The following is a 15,333-nucleotide window of genomic DNA, read 5'->3' on the forward strand; positions in this document are numbered from 1 at the left end:
AAACGGTCGCGTGGCGGCGCGGTGCGGTCCGCGGTCGCGGTGCGACCGGTAGCTGTGGTGGTGCGGCCGGTGGTGGTGCGGCCGTTGTGCGCCGATTCGCCGCGTTCGTTCCTCGTCGCCGGGCCGCGCCGCCGGGGGTTGCGGGCCGCGCTGCCGCCTCGGGCGGGGCGGCGGGAATTCTGCTCGGCGCGTTCAGGTTTCGCGGCGGGCGCGACCGGTGCCGCGACCGTGCCGACCAATGCGGTGACCTGGGCCGAATCCGGGCTCACCTGTTGCGGGCGGACGTCGAGTCCGGCCTTGCGCAGCAGTACCGCGACGTCCTTGCGCTGTTCCGGCAGCATGATCGTCACGACGTCGCCGGTGCTGCCGGCGCGGGCGGTGCGCCCCGAGCGGTGCAGATAGGCCTTGTGTTCGGCGGGCGGGTCGACGTGCACGACGAGTTCGACATCGTCGACGTGCACGCCGCGGGCCGCGATATCGGTCGCGACCAGGACGCGCGTGGTGCCGTCGGCGAAGGCGGCCAGATTGCGGTCGCGCGCGACCTGCGACAGATTGCCGTGCAGATCGGCGGCCGGAATTCCGGCGGTGGTGAGCTGTTTGGCCAGCCGCCGCGCATGATGTTTGGTGCGCATGAACAGGATTCGCCGTCCGGTTCCGGAGGCGAGGGTCTGGACCAGCACGCGCTTGGCCTCGCTGTCGCCGATCTCGAAGACGTGATGGGTCATCGCGGGCACCGGTGAGTGGGCCTCGTCGACCGTGTGCGACAACGGGTTTCGCAGGAAGCGCTGCACCAGCTTGTTCACGCCGTTGTCCAGGGTGGCGGAGAACAGCATCCGCTGCCCGTCGGCGGGGGTCGCGGCCAGGATTCGGGTGACGCCGGGCAGGAAGCCGAGATCGGCCATGTGGTCGGCCTCGTCCAGCACCGTGATCCGCACCTCGTCCAGGGCGACCAGGCGCTGTTTGATCAGATCCTCCAGCCGGCCCGGGCAGGCGACGACGATATCCGCCCCCGAGCGCAGTTCGCGGACCTGGCGCGCCTGCGGCACCCCACCGAACACCGTCACCACTCGCAGATCGCAGGCATCGGCCAACGGCTGGAGGGTCGCGGCGATCTGAGTGGCCAATTCGCGGGTGGGCGCCAGCACCAGACCTGCGGGCCGGCCCGGGACGCGCCGGTGACCGAGGCGGTGCAGCCGGTCGACCATCGGAATCGAGAAGGCGAGGGTCTTACCGCTGCCGGTGCGCCCGCGAGCGAGCACATCGCGGCCGGCCAGCGTGTCCGGAAGTGTCGCGGCCTGGATCGGCAGCGGTGCGGTGAAACCCTGTGCGGTCAGCGCGCGCACCAGCGGCGCATCGACGCCGAGGGTTGCGAAGGTGGCGGCAGGGCTCGATGAACGAGTCGTCATGAGTAGTCGTGGTGCCTTTCGAGCAGCAGAGTCAACCGCAGCGGCGCTGGGGTTGCAGCGGCGCCGGGCTTCGTAGCACGCACGGAGGCTGACCGCTGGGTGGCCGACGCGAAGAGTAGACATCCACGACGGAGGGAGTACGAGTAACCGATACTCCTCGATCAGCCTATCCCGTCCCGGCGGTTTCCCGGGCATCACGGGACAGTGACGGTTCTCTCCTCACCGGGCGACGTGGATCACCGGGCTGTGGGGACCACTCGGCCGCGTGAACCGCTGGGCGAGTTCACAGGTTTCTCCCAGCGGCGTCCCAGCCGGTCGGCGGCGCGGACGACCATCATGGCAGCCATGACCGAAACTGCTATCGCGCCGGGCCGGCCGGCGGACGGCGTGACGACGCCCGGCCGGGGCCGCACGCGGAGGCTGCCGTGGGAGCACCTGGGACTCGTCGCGCTGCTGGGCGGCACCGCGATCGCCTATCTGTGGAATCTGAGCGCGAACGGCTGGGCCAACTCCTTCTATGCCGCCGCGGTGCAGTCGGGTGCGAAATCGTGGAAGGCGTTCTTCTTCGGTTCCTCGGACTGGGGCAATTCGATCACCGTCGACAAGACGCCGGCGTCGCTGTGGCCGATGGAGATCTCGGCTCGCCTCTTCGGGATGAACAGCTGGAGCATGCTGATCCCGCAGGTGCTGATCGCGGTCGCCGCGGTCGCCCTGCTGTGGGCGACACTGCGCCGGACCTTCGGCCCCGGGGCCGGGCTGCTCGGCGGTCTCGCGCTGGCGGTGACGCCCGTCGCGACGCTGATGTTCCGCTACAACAACCCCGACGTGCTGCTCGTCTTTCTGATGGTCGCGGCCGTCTGGGCGATGACGCGTGCCCTCGAGGACGGCCGGTGGCGCTGGCTCGTGCTGTGCGGAGGTTTCGTCGGCATGGGTTTTTTGGCCAAACAGCTGCAGGTGCTGCTGGTGGTTCCCGCGCTGGCGCTGACCTACCTGTTCGCCGGACCGCCGAAACTGGGTAAACGGCTGCTGCAACTGCTGGCCGCCGGTGCGGGTCTGGTGGTCGGCGCGGGTTGGTGGGTGCTGATCGCCCAGCTGTGGCCCGCCGACGTGCGGCCGTATTTCGGTGGGTCCAAGAACAACTCGATCATCGAACTCACCCTCGGCTACAACGGTCTGCAGCGACTGGGCATGGATTCCGGCGGTTTCGGCGGCGGTCTGCCCGGGCCGCCGCCCGGCGGTGGCCACGGCCGCGGACCGTCCTTCGGGTCCGAGGCCGGGATCACCCGGATGTTCAGTGAGACCGTCGGCGGTCAGATCGCATGGCTGATACCGGCCGCGCTGATTCTGTTCGTCGCGGGACTCGCGCTGCGCGGCAAGGCTTCTCGCACCGATCCGCGGCGCGCCTCGCTCCTGCTGTGGGGCGGCTGGGCGCTGGTGACCGCGCTGGTGTTCAGCTTCATGAAGGGAATCTTCCATCAGTACTACACCGTGGCACTGGCTCCGGCCGTCGCCGGTGTGGCCGGCATCGGCGCTGTGTTGCTGTGGCGCGAACGCGACCGCTTGTGGGTCCGGCTGGCCCTCGCGGGCGCCTCGGCCTCGACCACGGTCACCGCGGTGGTTCTGCTGAACCGGACTCCTGATTTCGTTCCGTGGCTGCGATGGGTGATCGCGGTGACCGGAGCGGTGGCCGCCGTCGCGCTCATCGTTCCTCAGCCGCGCCGGATGGCGGGCTGGGCCGCGACCCTCGCCGTGGTCACCGCTCTCGCCGGGCCGGTGGCCTACTCGATCCAGACCATCGCCTCCGCCCACAACGGCGGCATCGTCCTCGCCGGACCGAAGACCAGCGGCGGCTTCGGCTTCGGCTTCGGGCCGGGTGGCCCAGATGGCGCGTGCGGCCCCGCCGGGCCGGGTGGTACCGGCAGCGGACCCTCCGCACCCGCACCGGGCGTGAACGGAACTCGTCCGGGTGTCTCGGGCCAGGAGGTACCCGGCGCCCCGCCCGCTGGGGCGGAGAACGGATGCGCGCCGGCCGGACTCAGCGCAGGACCGGCGAACGACGGTTCGGATTCGGCCGGCACCGCCCAGCCTCCCGGACAACCGGGCCGGGCGCCGCGGTCCGGCGAGCCGACGGCTACCGGGCCCGGCATGGGTGAGCGGACGAATCAGCAGTTGATCGATCTGCTGAAGAACACCGGCGCCGGCTACACGTGGGCGGCCGCGGCGATCAGCTCGATGGGTGCCGCGGACCTGCAGCTCGATTCCGGTTACGCGGTCATGTCGATCGGCGGATTCGGTGGCGGTGATCCGTCGCCGACCCTCGATCAGTTCCGCGCCGATGTCGCGCAGGGGCGCATCCACTACTTCATCGGCTCCGAGCGGCGCGGTCCCGGATCGGGTGAAACCTCGGAGGCGAGCCGGATCGCCCAGTGGGTCGAGAGTACGTATGTGGCGACCGATGTCGGCGGAACGAAGGTCTACGACCTGACGGCCACCCGGTAACCCGCGGGGCGGGTGGCGGCCCCGCGCCGCCACCGCCTCGGTTCGGTGCGGCAGACTGCGACCATGACCGGAGCCACGGCGTCGAAATACAGTGCGGGAGTTCTGCTGTTCCGGCATGCCCCGCGGCTGCAGGTGTTGCTCGGACATATGGGCGGTCCGTACTGGGCGCGCAAGGATGCCGGTGCCTGGTCGGTCCCCAAGGGCGAGTACGCACCGGATTCCGAGGATGCCCGGACGGCCGCGGCGCGTGAGTTCACCGAGGAACTGGGCCTGCCCGTACCCGACGGTGACTGGATCGCGCTGGGGGAGTCGCACTACGGCAGCGGTCGCTCCCGCAAGCGGGTCACCGTATGGGCCGTGGCAGGCGATCTGGATCCCGAGCAGGTGGTCCCCGGCACCTTCGAGATGCAGTGGCCGCCGAGATCCGGCCGCACGCAGACGTTTCCGGAGATCGATCGGGTCGAGTGGCTCGAACCGGAGCTCGCGCGCGAGAAGATCGTTACTGGTCAGCGTCCCTTTCTGGACCGGCTCACCGAGGTGCTCGCGGACGGCTGAGGTTCAGCGGTAGGCGTCGGCGGTCCCGTCACCACCGGATTCGACGAGCCGTACGCCCCGGAGTTCGTGCACGGTCAGCCGATGGGCGGGGCGCGCCCCGTCCCACGTCGGGACGAGGTTGCGACGACGCGCGGCGTAGGCGGTCATGAGATCGCGCGCCAGCCGGGCCGGCGATACCCGGTCGACCGCGGCCCGCCGCAGAATCACCACCAGCAGATGGTGCGGAATGTCCTCGGGATCGCCGAGCGGCCGGAACATTCTCGCCCGCACCGGAACCGACAGTGGCGCAGCCGTTTCCGCGTCCATGAATTCGGTGATCGCGTCCGGCAATTCGGCTGCGATCACCGGCGTCGGCACCAGTCGTGGCAACACCGCGGCGGTCGCGGACAAAACCCGGGGCGCCGCACTCGAACCGGGCATCGGGTAGACGGTGCGTAGCTGTGCGTGCCGCGCGATCAGATCGGCGAAGGCGTCGCGCAATCCGACGGCATAGAGATATCCCGTGAAATGCACGGTGAACGATGCCGTCCCCGCGGGCGTCGGACCGACAGGCGGCACGGCGGGGACCACCGCGGCGGTAGAGCGCAGTTCCATCCGGCATTTCCGTTCCTCGTCCGTACCCCAGTCCCGGCGGGCACACGCGGAGCCTAACTCCGAACACGCGTCCGCGCTGTTCGACGGGTACGGGCGAGGGTTATCGGCCGTACGGCCAGCGCCAGTCGGCCACCTCCGGAATATCGGCGCCGTGCTCGCGCGTCCAGATACGCGCGGCCAGACGGGCATCGGCCATGTCCTGGCGCAGCCCGGCCGCCTGGGTGCCCAGTCCGGGAACGCGGTCGATCACATCCATCACCAGGTGATAGCGGTCGAGGTCGTTGAGCATCACCATGTCGAACGGGGTGGTCGTGGTGCCTTTCTCCTTGTATCCGCGCACGTGCAGCCCGGAGTGGTTGGTGCGCTGATAGGTGAGCCGGTGGATCAGCCAGGGATAGCCGTGGAAGGCGAAGATGACCGGCCGATCCCGGGTGAACAAGGTGTCGAATTCGCGATCGGGCAGGCCGTGCGGATGTTCGTCCGCCGGCAGCAGCCGCATCAGATCGACCACATTCACCACGCGAATGCGCAACTGCGGCAACCGTTCGCGCAGAATGGCGGCGGCCGCCAGTGTCTCCAGGGTCGGTACGTCGCCGGCGCAGGCCAGCACCACATCGGGAGTCGTGCCCGTCTCGTCGTTGTGGCCGGCCCATTCCCAAATACCGGCCCCGCGGGCACAGTGCAGCCGCGCCTCGTCGACCGACAGCCAATCCGCCTGCGGCTGTTTGCCGGCCACCACCACGTTCACGTAATGCCGGGACCGCAGGCAGTGGTCGTAGGTCGACAGCAGCGTGTTGGCGTCCGGCGGCAGATAGACGCGCACGATCGAAGGCTGCTTGTTCATCACCACATCGAGGAAACCCGGGTCCTGATGGGTGAATCCGTTGTGATCCTGCCGCCACACATGGGAGGTCAGCAGATAGTTCAGGCTCGGAACGGGCCGGCGCCACGGCACCGCGCTGCTGGCGTCCAGCCACTTCGCGTGCTGGTTGAACATCGCGTCGACGATGTGGATGAAGGCCTCGTAACAGGTGAACACACCGTGCCGCCCGGTGAGCAGGTAGCCCTCCAGCAGGCCCTGGCACATATGTTCCGACAGCACCTCGATCACGCGGCCGCGGCGGTCCAATTTCACGTCGAATTCCCCGATGTCGGCCTGCCAGTTGCGGCCGGTGACGGTGAGGACGTCCTGGAGCCGGTTACTGGCCAATTCGTCGGGTGCGAGGATCAGGAAATTGTCGCGGTTGGCAGCGGTGACGTCGCGCAGCCACGTGCCCAGCACCTGGGTGGCCTCGTGCGAGGTGGCGCCCGGCGCGGGGACCTCCACGCCGTAGCGGCGCCAATCCGGCAGTCGCAGATCCTGCACCGTCGCGCCGCCGTTGGCTACCGGATTGGCGCTCATCCGCCGCGGCCCCGCCGGGACCTGGCGCAGCAACTGCGGATACGGGCGGCCGTCCTCGTCGAACAGTTCCGCGGGACGATACGACTGCAGCCACTGCTCGAGCACCCGGCGGTGCCCGTCGTCGGAACGCGCGGCGGGCAGCGGCACCTGATGGGCGCGGAAGGTGCCCTCGACCTGGTCGCCGTCGACCACCGGCGGGCACGTCCAGCCCTTCGGCGTGCGCAGCACGATCATCGGCCAGCGGGGACGCGTCCCGTCGCCGCTCTCGCGCGCGGCGCGCTGGAATTCGGCGATGCGGTCCAGGCCGCGATCCAGCGCGGCGGCCATCGCCTGGTGTACGGCCGCGGGGTCGTGCCCGGCGACGATGATCGGGTCGTAGCCGTACCCGTGCAGCAGCGACAGCAGTTCGGATTCCGGAATGCGGGCCAGCAGGGTCGGATTCGCGATCTTGTATTCGTTGAGCGCCAGAATCGGCAGCACCGCGCCGTCGCGCGCCGGATTGAGGAATTTGTTCGCATGCCAGCTGGTCGCCAGCGGCCCGGTCTCGGCCTCGCCGTCGCCGATCACGCAGAACACGGTCAGGTCGGGATGGTCGAGTGCGGCGCCGTAGGCGTGCAACAGGGAATAGCCGAGCTCGCCGCCCTCGTGGAAGGAACCCGGTGTCTCGGGCGCGCAATGGCTGGGCACGCCGCCGGGATAGGAGAACTGCGCGAACAGCGCGCCCATTCCGGCCCCGTCGCGCGAAATATTGCTGTACAGCTCGGAATACGTGCCTTCCAGCCAGGCACACGCATTCGGCCCCGGCCCTCCGTGTCCCGGCCCGGCGACGAAGACCGCGTCCAGATCGCGGGTCCGGATCGCCCGGTTGGCATGGGCCCACACCAGATTCAGTCCCGGCACGGTTCCGAAGTGCCCGAGCAGACGCGGTTTGATGTGCTCGGCCGCCAGCGGGGTGCGCAGCAGGGGATTGGCCGTCAGATAGATCTGGCCCACCGCCAGATAGTTCGCCGCGCGCCACCACGCGTCCAGATCGGCGAGTTCGTCCGGTGAGAGCGGGCCGGGGACCTCGGCCAGCCGATACGGTTCGGGTGCGATCGTGGCCCCGCCGCTGCCGCCGATATTGTCGGCGGCCGTATCCGCGCCGGTCGGGTCGGTGGCCGGGACCCGTCCTTCCGAACTCGCCAAGTCGGTCACGATCGTGCTCCTCGCAGTGGGGTGTTCGGGTAACCGCTTCGGATGGAGACTCGACGCCAGGCTACCGGGCCGCGGCGATCCCGGGCCGATCCGCACCCGCAGCCCGGATATCCGCACCCGATGCCGGAAAACCTCCCGCGCCCGCCGGATCGAACGGGCGGTGACGGGGCCCACAGCCGGTCCGTCCGCCGCACCGATTAGGGTGCGGCGCATGCAGACTTTGGCCAGGATCATCGGCACGGCCGCCGTCGCGGTCGCGGCGGTCGCCCTCACCGCCTGCGGCGGCAACGACGACAACGGCTCGGCGACGACCTCGAGCACCGTCGCAGGCGCCCAGCCGAGCGCGGGCACCTCGGCCGCCGCGGCTCCCACGGCGAGCCACGGCCGCGAATGCACCGCCGACGACATCGGTGTCACCGGCGGCTTCGGCCAGGCGCCGACCATCACCATTCCCGACAATTGCGATCCGCCGAAGCAGCTGGTCACCAAGGATCTCGTCGAGGGCACCGGTCCGGCGGCGGCGACCGGCCAGCCGGTGGAGATGAACTACACGCTGGTCACCTGGTCGGACAAGAAGAAGCTGGACAGCTCCTTCGACCGCGGCCAGACCTTCCCGCTCACCCTCGGTACCGGTGAGGTCATCCAGGGCTGGGACCAGGGCCTGATCGGTATCAAACAGGGCGGCCGCCGCCTGCTGATCATCCCGCCCGACCTCGGCTACGGCCAGGGCGGCCAGGGTGTGAAGCCCAACGAAACCCTCGTCTTCGTCACCGATGCCGTGAAGGTCGGTTGATCGACGCCTTCGGCGGCAAAGCCGCCGCCGACCGAGGCGGGCCAGCCGATTGCGGCCCGAATACCGCTGTCGACTACCCTTGATCGGATGCGATTTCGGGGGGAAACAGCGCCGTTGTATGGCGGCACCCGAACATCGTCGCCGGCGGATCACACCTCCGTCCGGCGGCCACACAGACCAGTGAACAACGAACAAGGAGCATGTCCGTGAAGAGCACCGTCGAGCAGCTGAGCCCGACCCGGGTCCGCATCAATGTCGAGGTGCCCTTCGAGGAGCTGAAGCCGGACTTCGACAAGGCGTACCGGGCGCTGGCCCAGCAGGTTCGCATTCCCGGCTTCCGTCCGGGCAAGGCCCCGGCCAAGCTGCTCGAGGCCCGCCTCGGTCGCGGCGCCATCCTGGAGCAGGTCGTCAACGACGCGCTGCCGGCTCGCTACAGCGAGGCCGTCACCGCCTCCGAGGTGAAGGTGCTCGGCCAGCCCGAGATCGAGATCACCAAGATCGAGGACGGCGACGAGCTGGCGTTCACCGCCGAGGTCGACGTCCGTCCCGAGATCGCGCTGCCCGACTACGAGAGCATCGAGGTCACCGTCGATCCGCTGAGCATCGGCGACGAGGACATCGACCAGCAGCTGCAGTCGCTGCGCCAGCGCTTCGGCACCCTGAAGAGCGTCGAGCGCGCCGTGCAGGAGGGCGACTTCGTCTCCATCGACCTGTCGGCCACCGTGGACGGCGAAGAGGTCTCCGAGGCGACGACCTCCGGTCTGTCGCACGAGGTCGGCTCCGGCCAGCTGATCGAGGGCCTGGACGACACCCTCATCGGCCTGAAGGCGGAGGAGTCCAAGGACTTCACCTCCACCCTGGTGGCCGGCGAGCACGCCGGTAAGGAAGCCGTCATCACCGTGAAGGTGAACTCGGTCAAGGAGCGCGAGCTGCCCGAGGCCGACGACGAATTCGCCCAGATGGCAAGCGAATTCGACACCATCGACGAGTTGAAGGAAGATCTGCGCAAGCGGGTCGAGCAGGGCAAGAAGGTGGAGCAGGCCGGCGAGATTCGCGACAAGGTGCTCGAGGCGCTGCTGGACAAGACCGAGGTGCCGCTGCCCGAGGCGGCGGTACAGGCCGAGGTCGACGCCGTGCTGCACGACGCGGTGCACGGCTTCGACCACGACGAGGCGAAGTTCGCCGAGGCGCTCGAGGCTCAGGGCAGCACCCGCGAGGAGTTCGACAAGGACTCCAAGGAGGCCGCCGAGAAGTCGGTGAAGACCCAGCTGCTGCTGGACGCGATCGCCGAATCGGAGAACACCCAGGTCGGCCAGCAGGAGCTGACCGAGCGGATCCTGTTCCAGTCGCAGCGCTACGGCATGGCGCCGGAACAGTTCATCCAGCAGATCCAGCAGGCCGGACAGCTCGGCGCGATCTTCGCCGACGTGCGCCGCGGTAAGGCGCTGGCCGGCGTGGTGATCAAGGCCAAGGTCACCGACACCGACGGCAACACGGTCGACACCGCCGAGATGTTCGGTGAGCCGGCCGAGGCGGTGGCGGATTCCGAGGGCGCCGCGGAGTCGGCCGAGAACGCCGCCGAGTAGCCATCGGCGACATATGAGTCAGCTGTAAGCGAAGCAAGGCGGTACCGGGAGTTCGGTGCCGCCTTGTTTCGTTAGGGTTTGTGTCAACCGAATCAGGCCGCGGTCGGACGTCGGGGACGGAAGCGGTAGCTTGCGTAACCACGAAGGGCCCCGGAAGACCGCATATTGGACAGAGGCTGTGCCGGCAGGCATCGTGCCGGCGAGAGAGGGCAGGTATCCGTGACAATCAATCAGGCTGTGGCACCTTTGAAGTCGGGGCCGGTCATGACATCCGCGACTGCTGGGCTCAACCTCAGTGATTCGGTGTACGAGCGTTTGCTCCGCGACCGCATCATCTTCCTGGGCACCCAGGTCGACGACGACATCGCCAACAAGCTGTGCGCGCAGATCCTGCTGCTCACGGCCGAGGACCCGAACCGCGACATCTCGCTCTACATCAACTCCCCCGGCGGGTCGGTCACCGCGGGCATGGCCATCTACGACACCATGCAGTTCGCCGAATGCGATATCGCGACCATCTCGTTCGGCCTGGCGGCCTCGATGGGCCAGTTCCTGCTCACCGCGGGCACCAAGGGCAAGCGCTATGCGCTGCCGCACACCCGGATCATGATGCACCAGCCCTCCGCCGGTATCGGCGGTAGCGCGGCCGACATCTCGATCTACGCCGAGCAGCTCGCCCACACCAAGCGGGAGCTGAACGAACTGCAGGCACAGCACACCGGACAGTCCGTGGAGCAGGTCACCGCCGACGCCGACCGCGACCGCTGGTTCACCGCGGCCCAGGCGCTGGAGTACGGCTTCATCGACCACGTGATCACCAATGCCCGCCAGGCGAACGGCGCCGGTAACTGAGCGCGAAACCGCTCATCCCCCATCGACTTTGGAGACGAAGATGACCCTGATCGACCCGCGTGCCGGCCTGTCCGGTAGCGCACCGGCGAGCCCGCAGGCCCGCTACATTCTGCCGTCGTTCATCGAGCACTCGAGCTTCGGCGTCAAGGAGTCCAACCCCTACAACAAGCTGTTCGAGGAGCGCATCATCTTCCTCGGCGTGCAGGTGGACGACGCCTCGGCCAACGACGTCATGGCGCAGCTGCTGGTACTGGAGTCGCTCGATCCCGACCGCGACATCACCATGTACATCAACTCGCCCGGTGGTTCCTTCACCTCGCTGATGGCCATCTACGACACCATGCAGTACGTGCGTGCCGATGTCGCGACGGTCTGCCTGGGCCAGGCGGCGTCGGCGGCGGCTGTGCTGCTGGCGGCGGGAACCCCTGGCAAGCGGGCCTGCCTGCCGAACGCCCGCGTGCTGATCCACCAGCCGTCGCTGGAGGGTGGCATCCAGGGCCAGGTCTCCGACCTGGAGATCCAGGCCGCCGAGATCGAGCGCATGCGCCGGTTGATGGAGACCACGCTGGCCCGCCACACCGGTAAGGATGCCGACACCATCCGCAAGGACACCGATCGCGACAAGATCCTGACCGCCGACGAGGCCAAGGATTACGGGATCATCGACACGGTGTTCGACTACCGCAAGCTGAGCGCCCAGAAGAAGTGATCCGGAAGAAGTGATCCGGCCGCGGGGCTCGCCGAGCGGGCCCCGCGGGCGCTGGTCCGGGCGGCGGAGCGAGGTCGGCACCGCCCGGATCGGCAGCCGGGATGGCCGTGGTGAGGGCGCGTCGGGTGAGCTTTCCGACACTCTCTCCGCGAGAAACATCCTCGAGTTGTCGACCTCCGTCGCGTCGACCGGGTACGGTCGGTCTAGGGACCTTGGCTCATGGGGTGTCGGCATGAACGACCGACCCGGACGACATACGCCGAAGTGCGAGAATCCGATCGACGCGCGACACTGATCGGATGCACGGCGGGTAGCGTTGTTCGAAGGCGGCTTGTCGGCATCCGGGACAGACGGTTGCACGCGGACAAGGAAGTAGGGACCCACGAGATGGCGCGCATCGGTGATGGCGGCGATCTGCTGAAATGCTCGTTCTGCGGAAAGAGTCAGAAGCAGGTCAAGAAGCTCATTGCGGGACCAGGGGTGTACATCTGCGACGAGTGCATCGACCTCTGCAACGAGATCATCGAAGAGGAGCTGGCCGAGTCGAGTGAGGTCAAACTCGACGAGCTGCCCAAGCCGGCGGAGATCCGGGAATTCCTCGAGCAGTACGTGATCGGCCAGGATTCGGCCAAGCGCACGCTGGCCGTGGCCGTCTACAACCATTACAAGCGCATCCAGGCCGGTGACAAGGGCCGCGACAGCCGCGGCGAGCCGGTCGAGCTGATGAAGTCGAACATTCTCATGCTCGGCCCCACCGGCTGCGGTAAGACCTACCTCGCGCAGACGCTGGCCAAGATGCTCAACGTCCCCTTCGCCATCGCGGACGCCACCGCGCTGACCGAGGCCGGCTATGTCGGTGAGGATGTCGAGAACATCCTGCTCAAGCTGATCCAGGCCGCCGATTACGACGTCAAGCGCGCCGAGACCGGCATCATCTACATCGACGAGGTCGACAAGATCGCCCGCAAGAGCGAGAACCCGTCGATCACTCGCGACGTCTCCGGTGAGGGCGTGCAGCAGGCGCTGCTGAAGATTCTCGAGGGCACCCAGGCGAGCGTGCCGCCGCAGGGCGGGCGCAAGCATCCGCATCAGGAGTTCATCCAGATCGACACGACGAACGTGTTGTTCATCGTGGCCGGCGCCTTCGCCGGGCTGGAGAAGATCGTGCAGGACCGGGTCGGCAAGCGCGGCATCGGTTTCGGCGCCGAGGTCCGGTCCAAGGCCGAGATCGACACCGCCGACCACTTCGCCGAGGTCATGCCCGAGGATCTGATCAAATTCGGCCTGATCCCCGAATTCATCGGCCGCCTGCCGATGGTCGCCTCGGTGACCAACCTCGACAAGGAATCGCTGGTCCGCATCCTGTCCGAGCCGAAGAACGCACTGGTGAAGCAGTACGTGCGCCTGTTCGAGATGGACGGTGTGGACCTGGAGTTCACCAAGGACGCCTTGGAGGCGGTGGCGGATCAAGCCATCCTGCGCGGCACCGGTGCCCGCGGTCTGCGCGCCATCATGGAAGAAGTGCTGCTGCCGGTGATGTACGACATCCCGAGCCGCGACGATGTCGCCAAGGTGGTCATCAACGCCGAGACGGTCAACGACAACGTGCTGCCGACGATCGTGCCGCGCAAGCGCCAGGCGGCCGAGCGCCGCGAGAAGTCGGCCTGAGCGGAGAGCGTTTCCGAGAGCTGCGAAAGGGGCGGGAGGTCTGAACCTCCCGCCCCTTGTCGTGCCCGTGATCCGGAATGGCTTCTTGCTAGTCCTGTGCCCAGGGCACCCGGCAGGAATCGGTGCTGAAGCCTTGCGCGGTGATGCCGAGCGCCGAATACGTACGGGCGCGGGAATTCTCCAGCGCGATCTGATAACTCAACTCCACGACGCCCGCGTCACCGAAGCGGGCCCGCAGGTCCTCGATCTGCTCATCGGTGACCGTGGTGGGAGTGGCGGTCATGGCGTCGGCGTAGCCGATCGCGGCGCGCTCGTCCGCGCTGTAGGCCGGCGAGGTCTGGTACTCGGCGATCTGCTTCAGCTTGTCGATATCGAGGTGGCTCAGCCGCATCAGCATCGTGCCGAAATCGACGCACCAGGAACAGCCGATCGTCCAGGCCACCCGGTAGACCGCGATCTCGAGAACATCGTCGGGAACGACGGAGGTGGCGCGGCCGACCAAAGACTCGTGGGCCGCGTACGCCGTGAGCATTTTCGGATGATTGGCGAGCACAGCCATCGGCTCGGGCACCTCGCCGAACCTGCGCTTGCTGACGCGGTACATAAACCGGGTCAGTGGGCCCGCCTGCTGCGGCGGCACCGGGGGGATGCGGGTGGCACTCATGATTCTCCCTTCGGAAGACGGTTCACCCCTTGGACGAGACGCCGTCCCTCGATGTGACGGGGCCGAAATGTGATGCCGGTCTCATCCCTCCGAGCGTAGTCGCGGTGAACCAAAAAGTAATAAGCGTAGACATATGATATGCGTCAGCCTACGATAAGTTCATGACTAATATTTCCGAACTCGATCGCAAGGCGGTCGACTACAGCGTGACGATCGTGTCGAAGGTGGCCCGTAACGATCTGCACCGGCCCACACCCTGTGGCGAATGGGATCTGACCCAGCTGCTCACCCATATGGCCGCGCAGCACCGCGGCTTCGCGGCCGCCGCGCGTGGCCACGGTGGCGATCCGGCCGTCTGGCAGCTGGATCCACCGGCGGATCCGGTGGCGGTGTATCGCGAGGCGGCGGCCGATGTAACGGCGGCCTTCTCCGAAACCGGTGTGCTGGAAAGGGATTTCGCACTTCCGGAATTCGGCCCCGGGTTCACCGCCGCGGGCGGTCAGGCCATCGGTTTCCATCTCATCGACTACATCGTGCACGGGTGGGATGTGGCCCGGGCGATCGGTCTGCCCTACGAGCTGGATCCGGAACTGGCCGAGCCCGCCTTGCGGATCGCCGAGGCGGTGCCCGACGGAGACTTTCGCTTGCAGCCGGGTTCGGCGTTCGCGCCCGCGGTGCCGGATGTCGACCCCTCCGATCCGCTCGCTCGGATCCTCGGCCTGCTGGGCCGATCGCCGTCGTGGCCGGTAGGGGCGAAATAGGCGTTCGCCCAATGGAATTGCGCAACCCGGCGCCCGAGCTTCCGGCGGCGCCGGCGAAGTCGGCCGGACCGCGGCGGAAGCGGACCGGCGAGCACGTATCTTGTTCGGCATGGCGGATGCGCAGCGACCCGATCTGGCGGCGATGATCGTCCCACTCGGACGTGCCCTGATGGCGGCCGAGCGGCCGGTACTCGAATCGCACGGGCTGACCATGTGGGCGTATTCGGTGCTGCTGGCGCTGGGCCGGGGGCCGGCGCGCGGGCAGGGCGTGCTCGCGGAGGAGATCGGCGCCGACAAGACCCGCATCATCGCCGTCCTCGACGATCTGCAGGAACGCGGCCTGATCGAGCGCTATCCGGATCCGGCCGACCGGCGGGCCCGCCTGCTGGCCGTGACCGAGGCGGGGCAGGCGCTGGTGCAGGCGGCACAGACCGATATCCAGGCCAAGGAAGAAGCGCTGCTCGACCGCCTGGATGCGGCGGACCGGGAGGGATTCCTCAACGCCCTGATGGCGCTTGCGGTGGTTCCCCGCGCCGACATCGTCGATGCCGGCGCGGATTCGCAATAGAAGTATCGAGTTCTGGCGGTAGCGCGTGGAGTTGGTCGGAGGCGGTGACGACCGGTTGCCCCGTCGCGCCCGTTGCCGAAGA

General features: G+C 68.0%; 13 protein-coding genes. 9 read left to right on the forward strand and 4 right to left on the reverse strand.

The features are described 5' to 3' along the window. Positions 1–1,406, reverse strand: a 1,406-nt coding sequence (locus RJ03_RS07410) for a DEAD/DEAH box helicase (protein WP_051024427.1), incomplete at its 3' end; no start/stop codon positions are given. Positions 1,407–1,751: 345 nt separating this feature from the next. On the opposite strand from RJ03_RS07410, the gene RJ03_RS07415 reads away from it, so the two are divergent. Both RJ03_RS07415 and RJ03_RS07420 read left to right on the forward strand, forming a co-directional pair. Next, the gene (locus tag RJ03_RS07415) at positions 1,752–3,905 is read left to right on the forward strand and encodes an ArnT family glycosyltransferase (RefSeq protein ID WP_036499417.1); all 2,154 of its coding nucleotides are present in this window, start codon (positions 1,752–1,754) and stop codon (positions 3,903–3,905) included. 63 nt (positions 3,906–3,968) lie between these two features. Then, the gene (locus tag RJ03_RS07420; RefSeq protein WP_036499494.1) at positions 3,969–4,460 is read left to right on the forward strand and encodes an NUDIX hydrolase; all 492 of its coding nucleotides are present in this window, start codon (positions 3,969–3,971) and stop codon (positions 4,458–4,460) included. 3 nt (positions 4,461–4,463) lie between these two features. On the opposite strand, the gene RJ03_RS07425 is transcribed toward RJ03_RS07420, so the two are convergent. Next, positions 4,464–5,054, reverse strand: a complete 591-nt coding sequence (locus tag RJ03_RS07425) for a condensation domain-containing protein (RefSeq protein ID WP_036499420.1) — start codon at positions 5,052–5,054, stop codon at positions 4,464–4,466. A 100-nt stretch (positions 5,055–5,154) separates the two neighbouring features. After that, on the reverse strand, positions 5,155–7,551 hold the full coding sequence (locus tag RJ03_RS07430) for a phosphoketolase family protein (RefSeq protein ID WP_083870656.1): 2,397 nt from the start codon (positions 7,549–7,551) through the stop codon (positions 5,155–5,157). 310 nt (positions 7,552–7,861) lie between these two features. Here RJ03_RS07430 and RJ03_RS07435 point away from each other — a divergent pair, with 310 nt between their 5' ends. From RJ03_RS07435 to clpX, 5 genes are all read left to right on the forward strand, one after another. Continuing rightward, positions 7,862–8,443, forward strand: coding sequence for an FKBP-type peptidyl-prolyl cis-trans isomerase (locus RJ03_RS07435; protein ID WP_036499499.1), 582 nt, complete (start codon positions 7,862–7,864; stop codon positions 8,441–8,443). Between the two features lie 206 nt (positions 8,444–8,649). Continuing rightward, positions 8,650–10,029: a trigger factor gene (gene tig / locus RJ03_RS07440; protein ID WP_036499500.1), complete on the forward strand. Its 1,380-nt coding sequence runs from the start codon at positions 8,650–8,652 to the stop codon at positions 10,027–10,029. A 264-nt stretch (positions 10,030–10,293) separates the two neighbouring features. Beyond that, positions 10,294–10,881, forward strand: a complete 588-nt coding sequence (locus tag RJ03_RS07445; protein WP_036499422.1) for an ATP-dependent Clp protease proteolytic subunit — start codon at positions 10,294–10,296, stop codon at positions 10,879–10,881. A gap of 40 nt (positions 10,882–10,921) precedes the next feature. Beyond that, entirely contained in the window at positions 10,922–11,590 is a 669-nt protein-coding gene (locus RJ03_RS07450; protein ID WP_036499423.1) for an ATP-dependent Clp protease proteolytic subunit, read from the forward strand. Positions 11,591–11,977: 387 nt separating this feature from the next. Continuing rightward, complete coding sequence (gene clpX, locus RJ03_RS07455; RefSeq protein ID WP_036499502.1) at positions 11,978–13,258, forward strand: ATP-dependent Clp protease ATP-binding subunit ClpX; 1,281 nt, start codon at positions 11,978–11,980, stop codon at positions 13,256–13,258. Between the two features lie 88 nt (positions 13,259–13,346). Here clpX and RJ03_RS07460 read toward each other — a convergent pair whose 3' ends face one another. Continuing rightward, positions 13,347–13,922 (reverse strand): carboxymuconolactone decarboxylase family protein, encoded by a 576-nt coding sequence (locus RJ03_RS07460; protein ID WP_036499426.1) that lies wholly within the window; start codon positions 13,920–13,922, stop codon positions 13,347–13,349. Between the two features lie 161 nt (positions 13,923–14,083). Here RJ03_RS07460 and RJ03_RS07465 point away from each other — a divergent pair, with 161 nt between their 5' ends. Next, on the forward strand, positions 14,084–14,683 hold the full coding sequence (locus tag RJ03_RS07465) for a TIGR03086 family metal-binding protein (RefSeq protein ID WP_036499428.1): 600 nt from the start codon (positions 14,084–14,086) through the stop codon (positions 14,681–14,683). Positions 14,684–14,792: 109 nt separating this feature from the next. Next, positions 14,793–15,251 (forward strand): MarR family winged helix-turn-helix transcriptional regulator, encoded by a 459-nt coding sequence (locus RJ03_RS07470; protein WP_036499430.1) that lies wholly within the window; start codon positions 14,793–14,795, stop codon positions 15,249–15,251. Positions 15,252–15,333: the final 82 nt, after the last annotated feature.

The organism is Nocardia aobensis NBRC 100429 (assembly GCF_000308375.1).
Classification (GTDB): domain Bacteria; phylum Actinomycetota; class Actinomycetes; order Mycobacteriales; family Mycobacteriaceae; genus Nocardia; species Nocardia aobensis.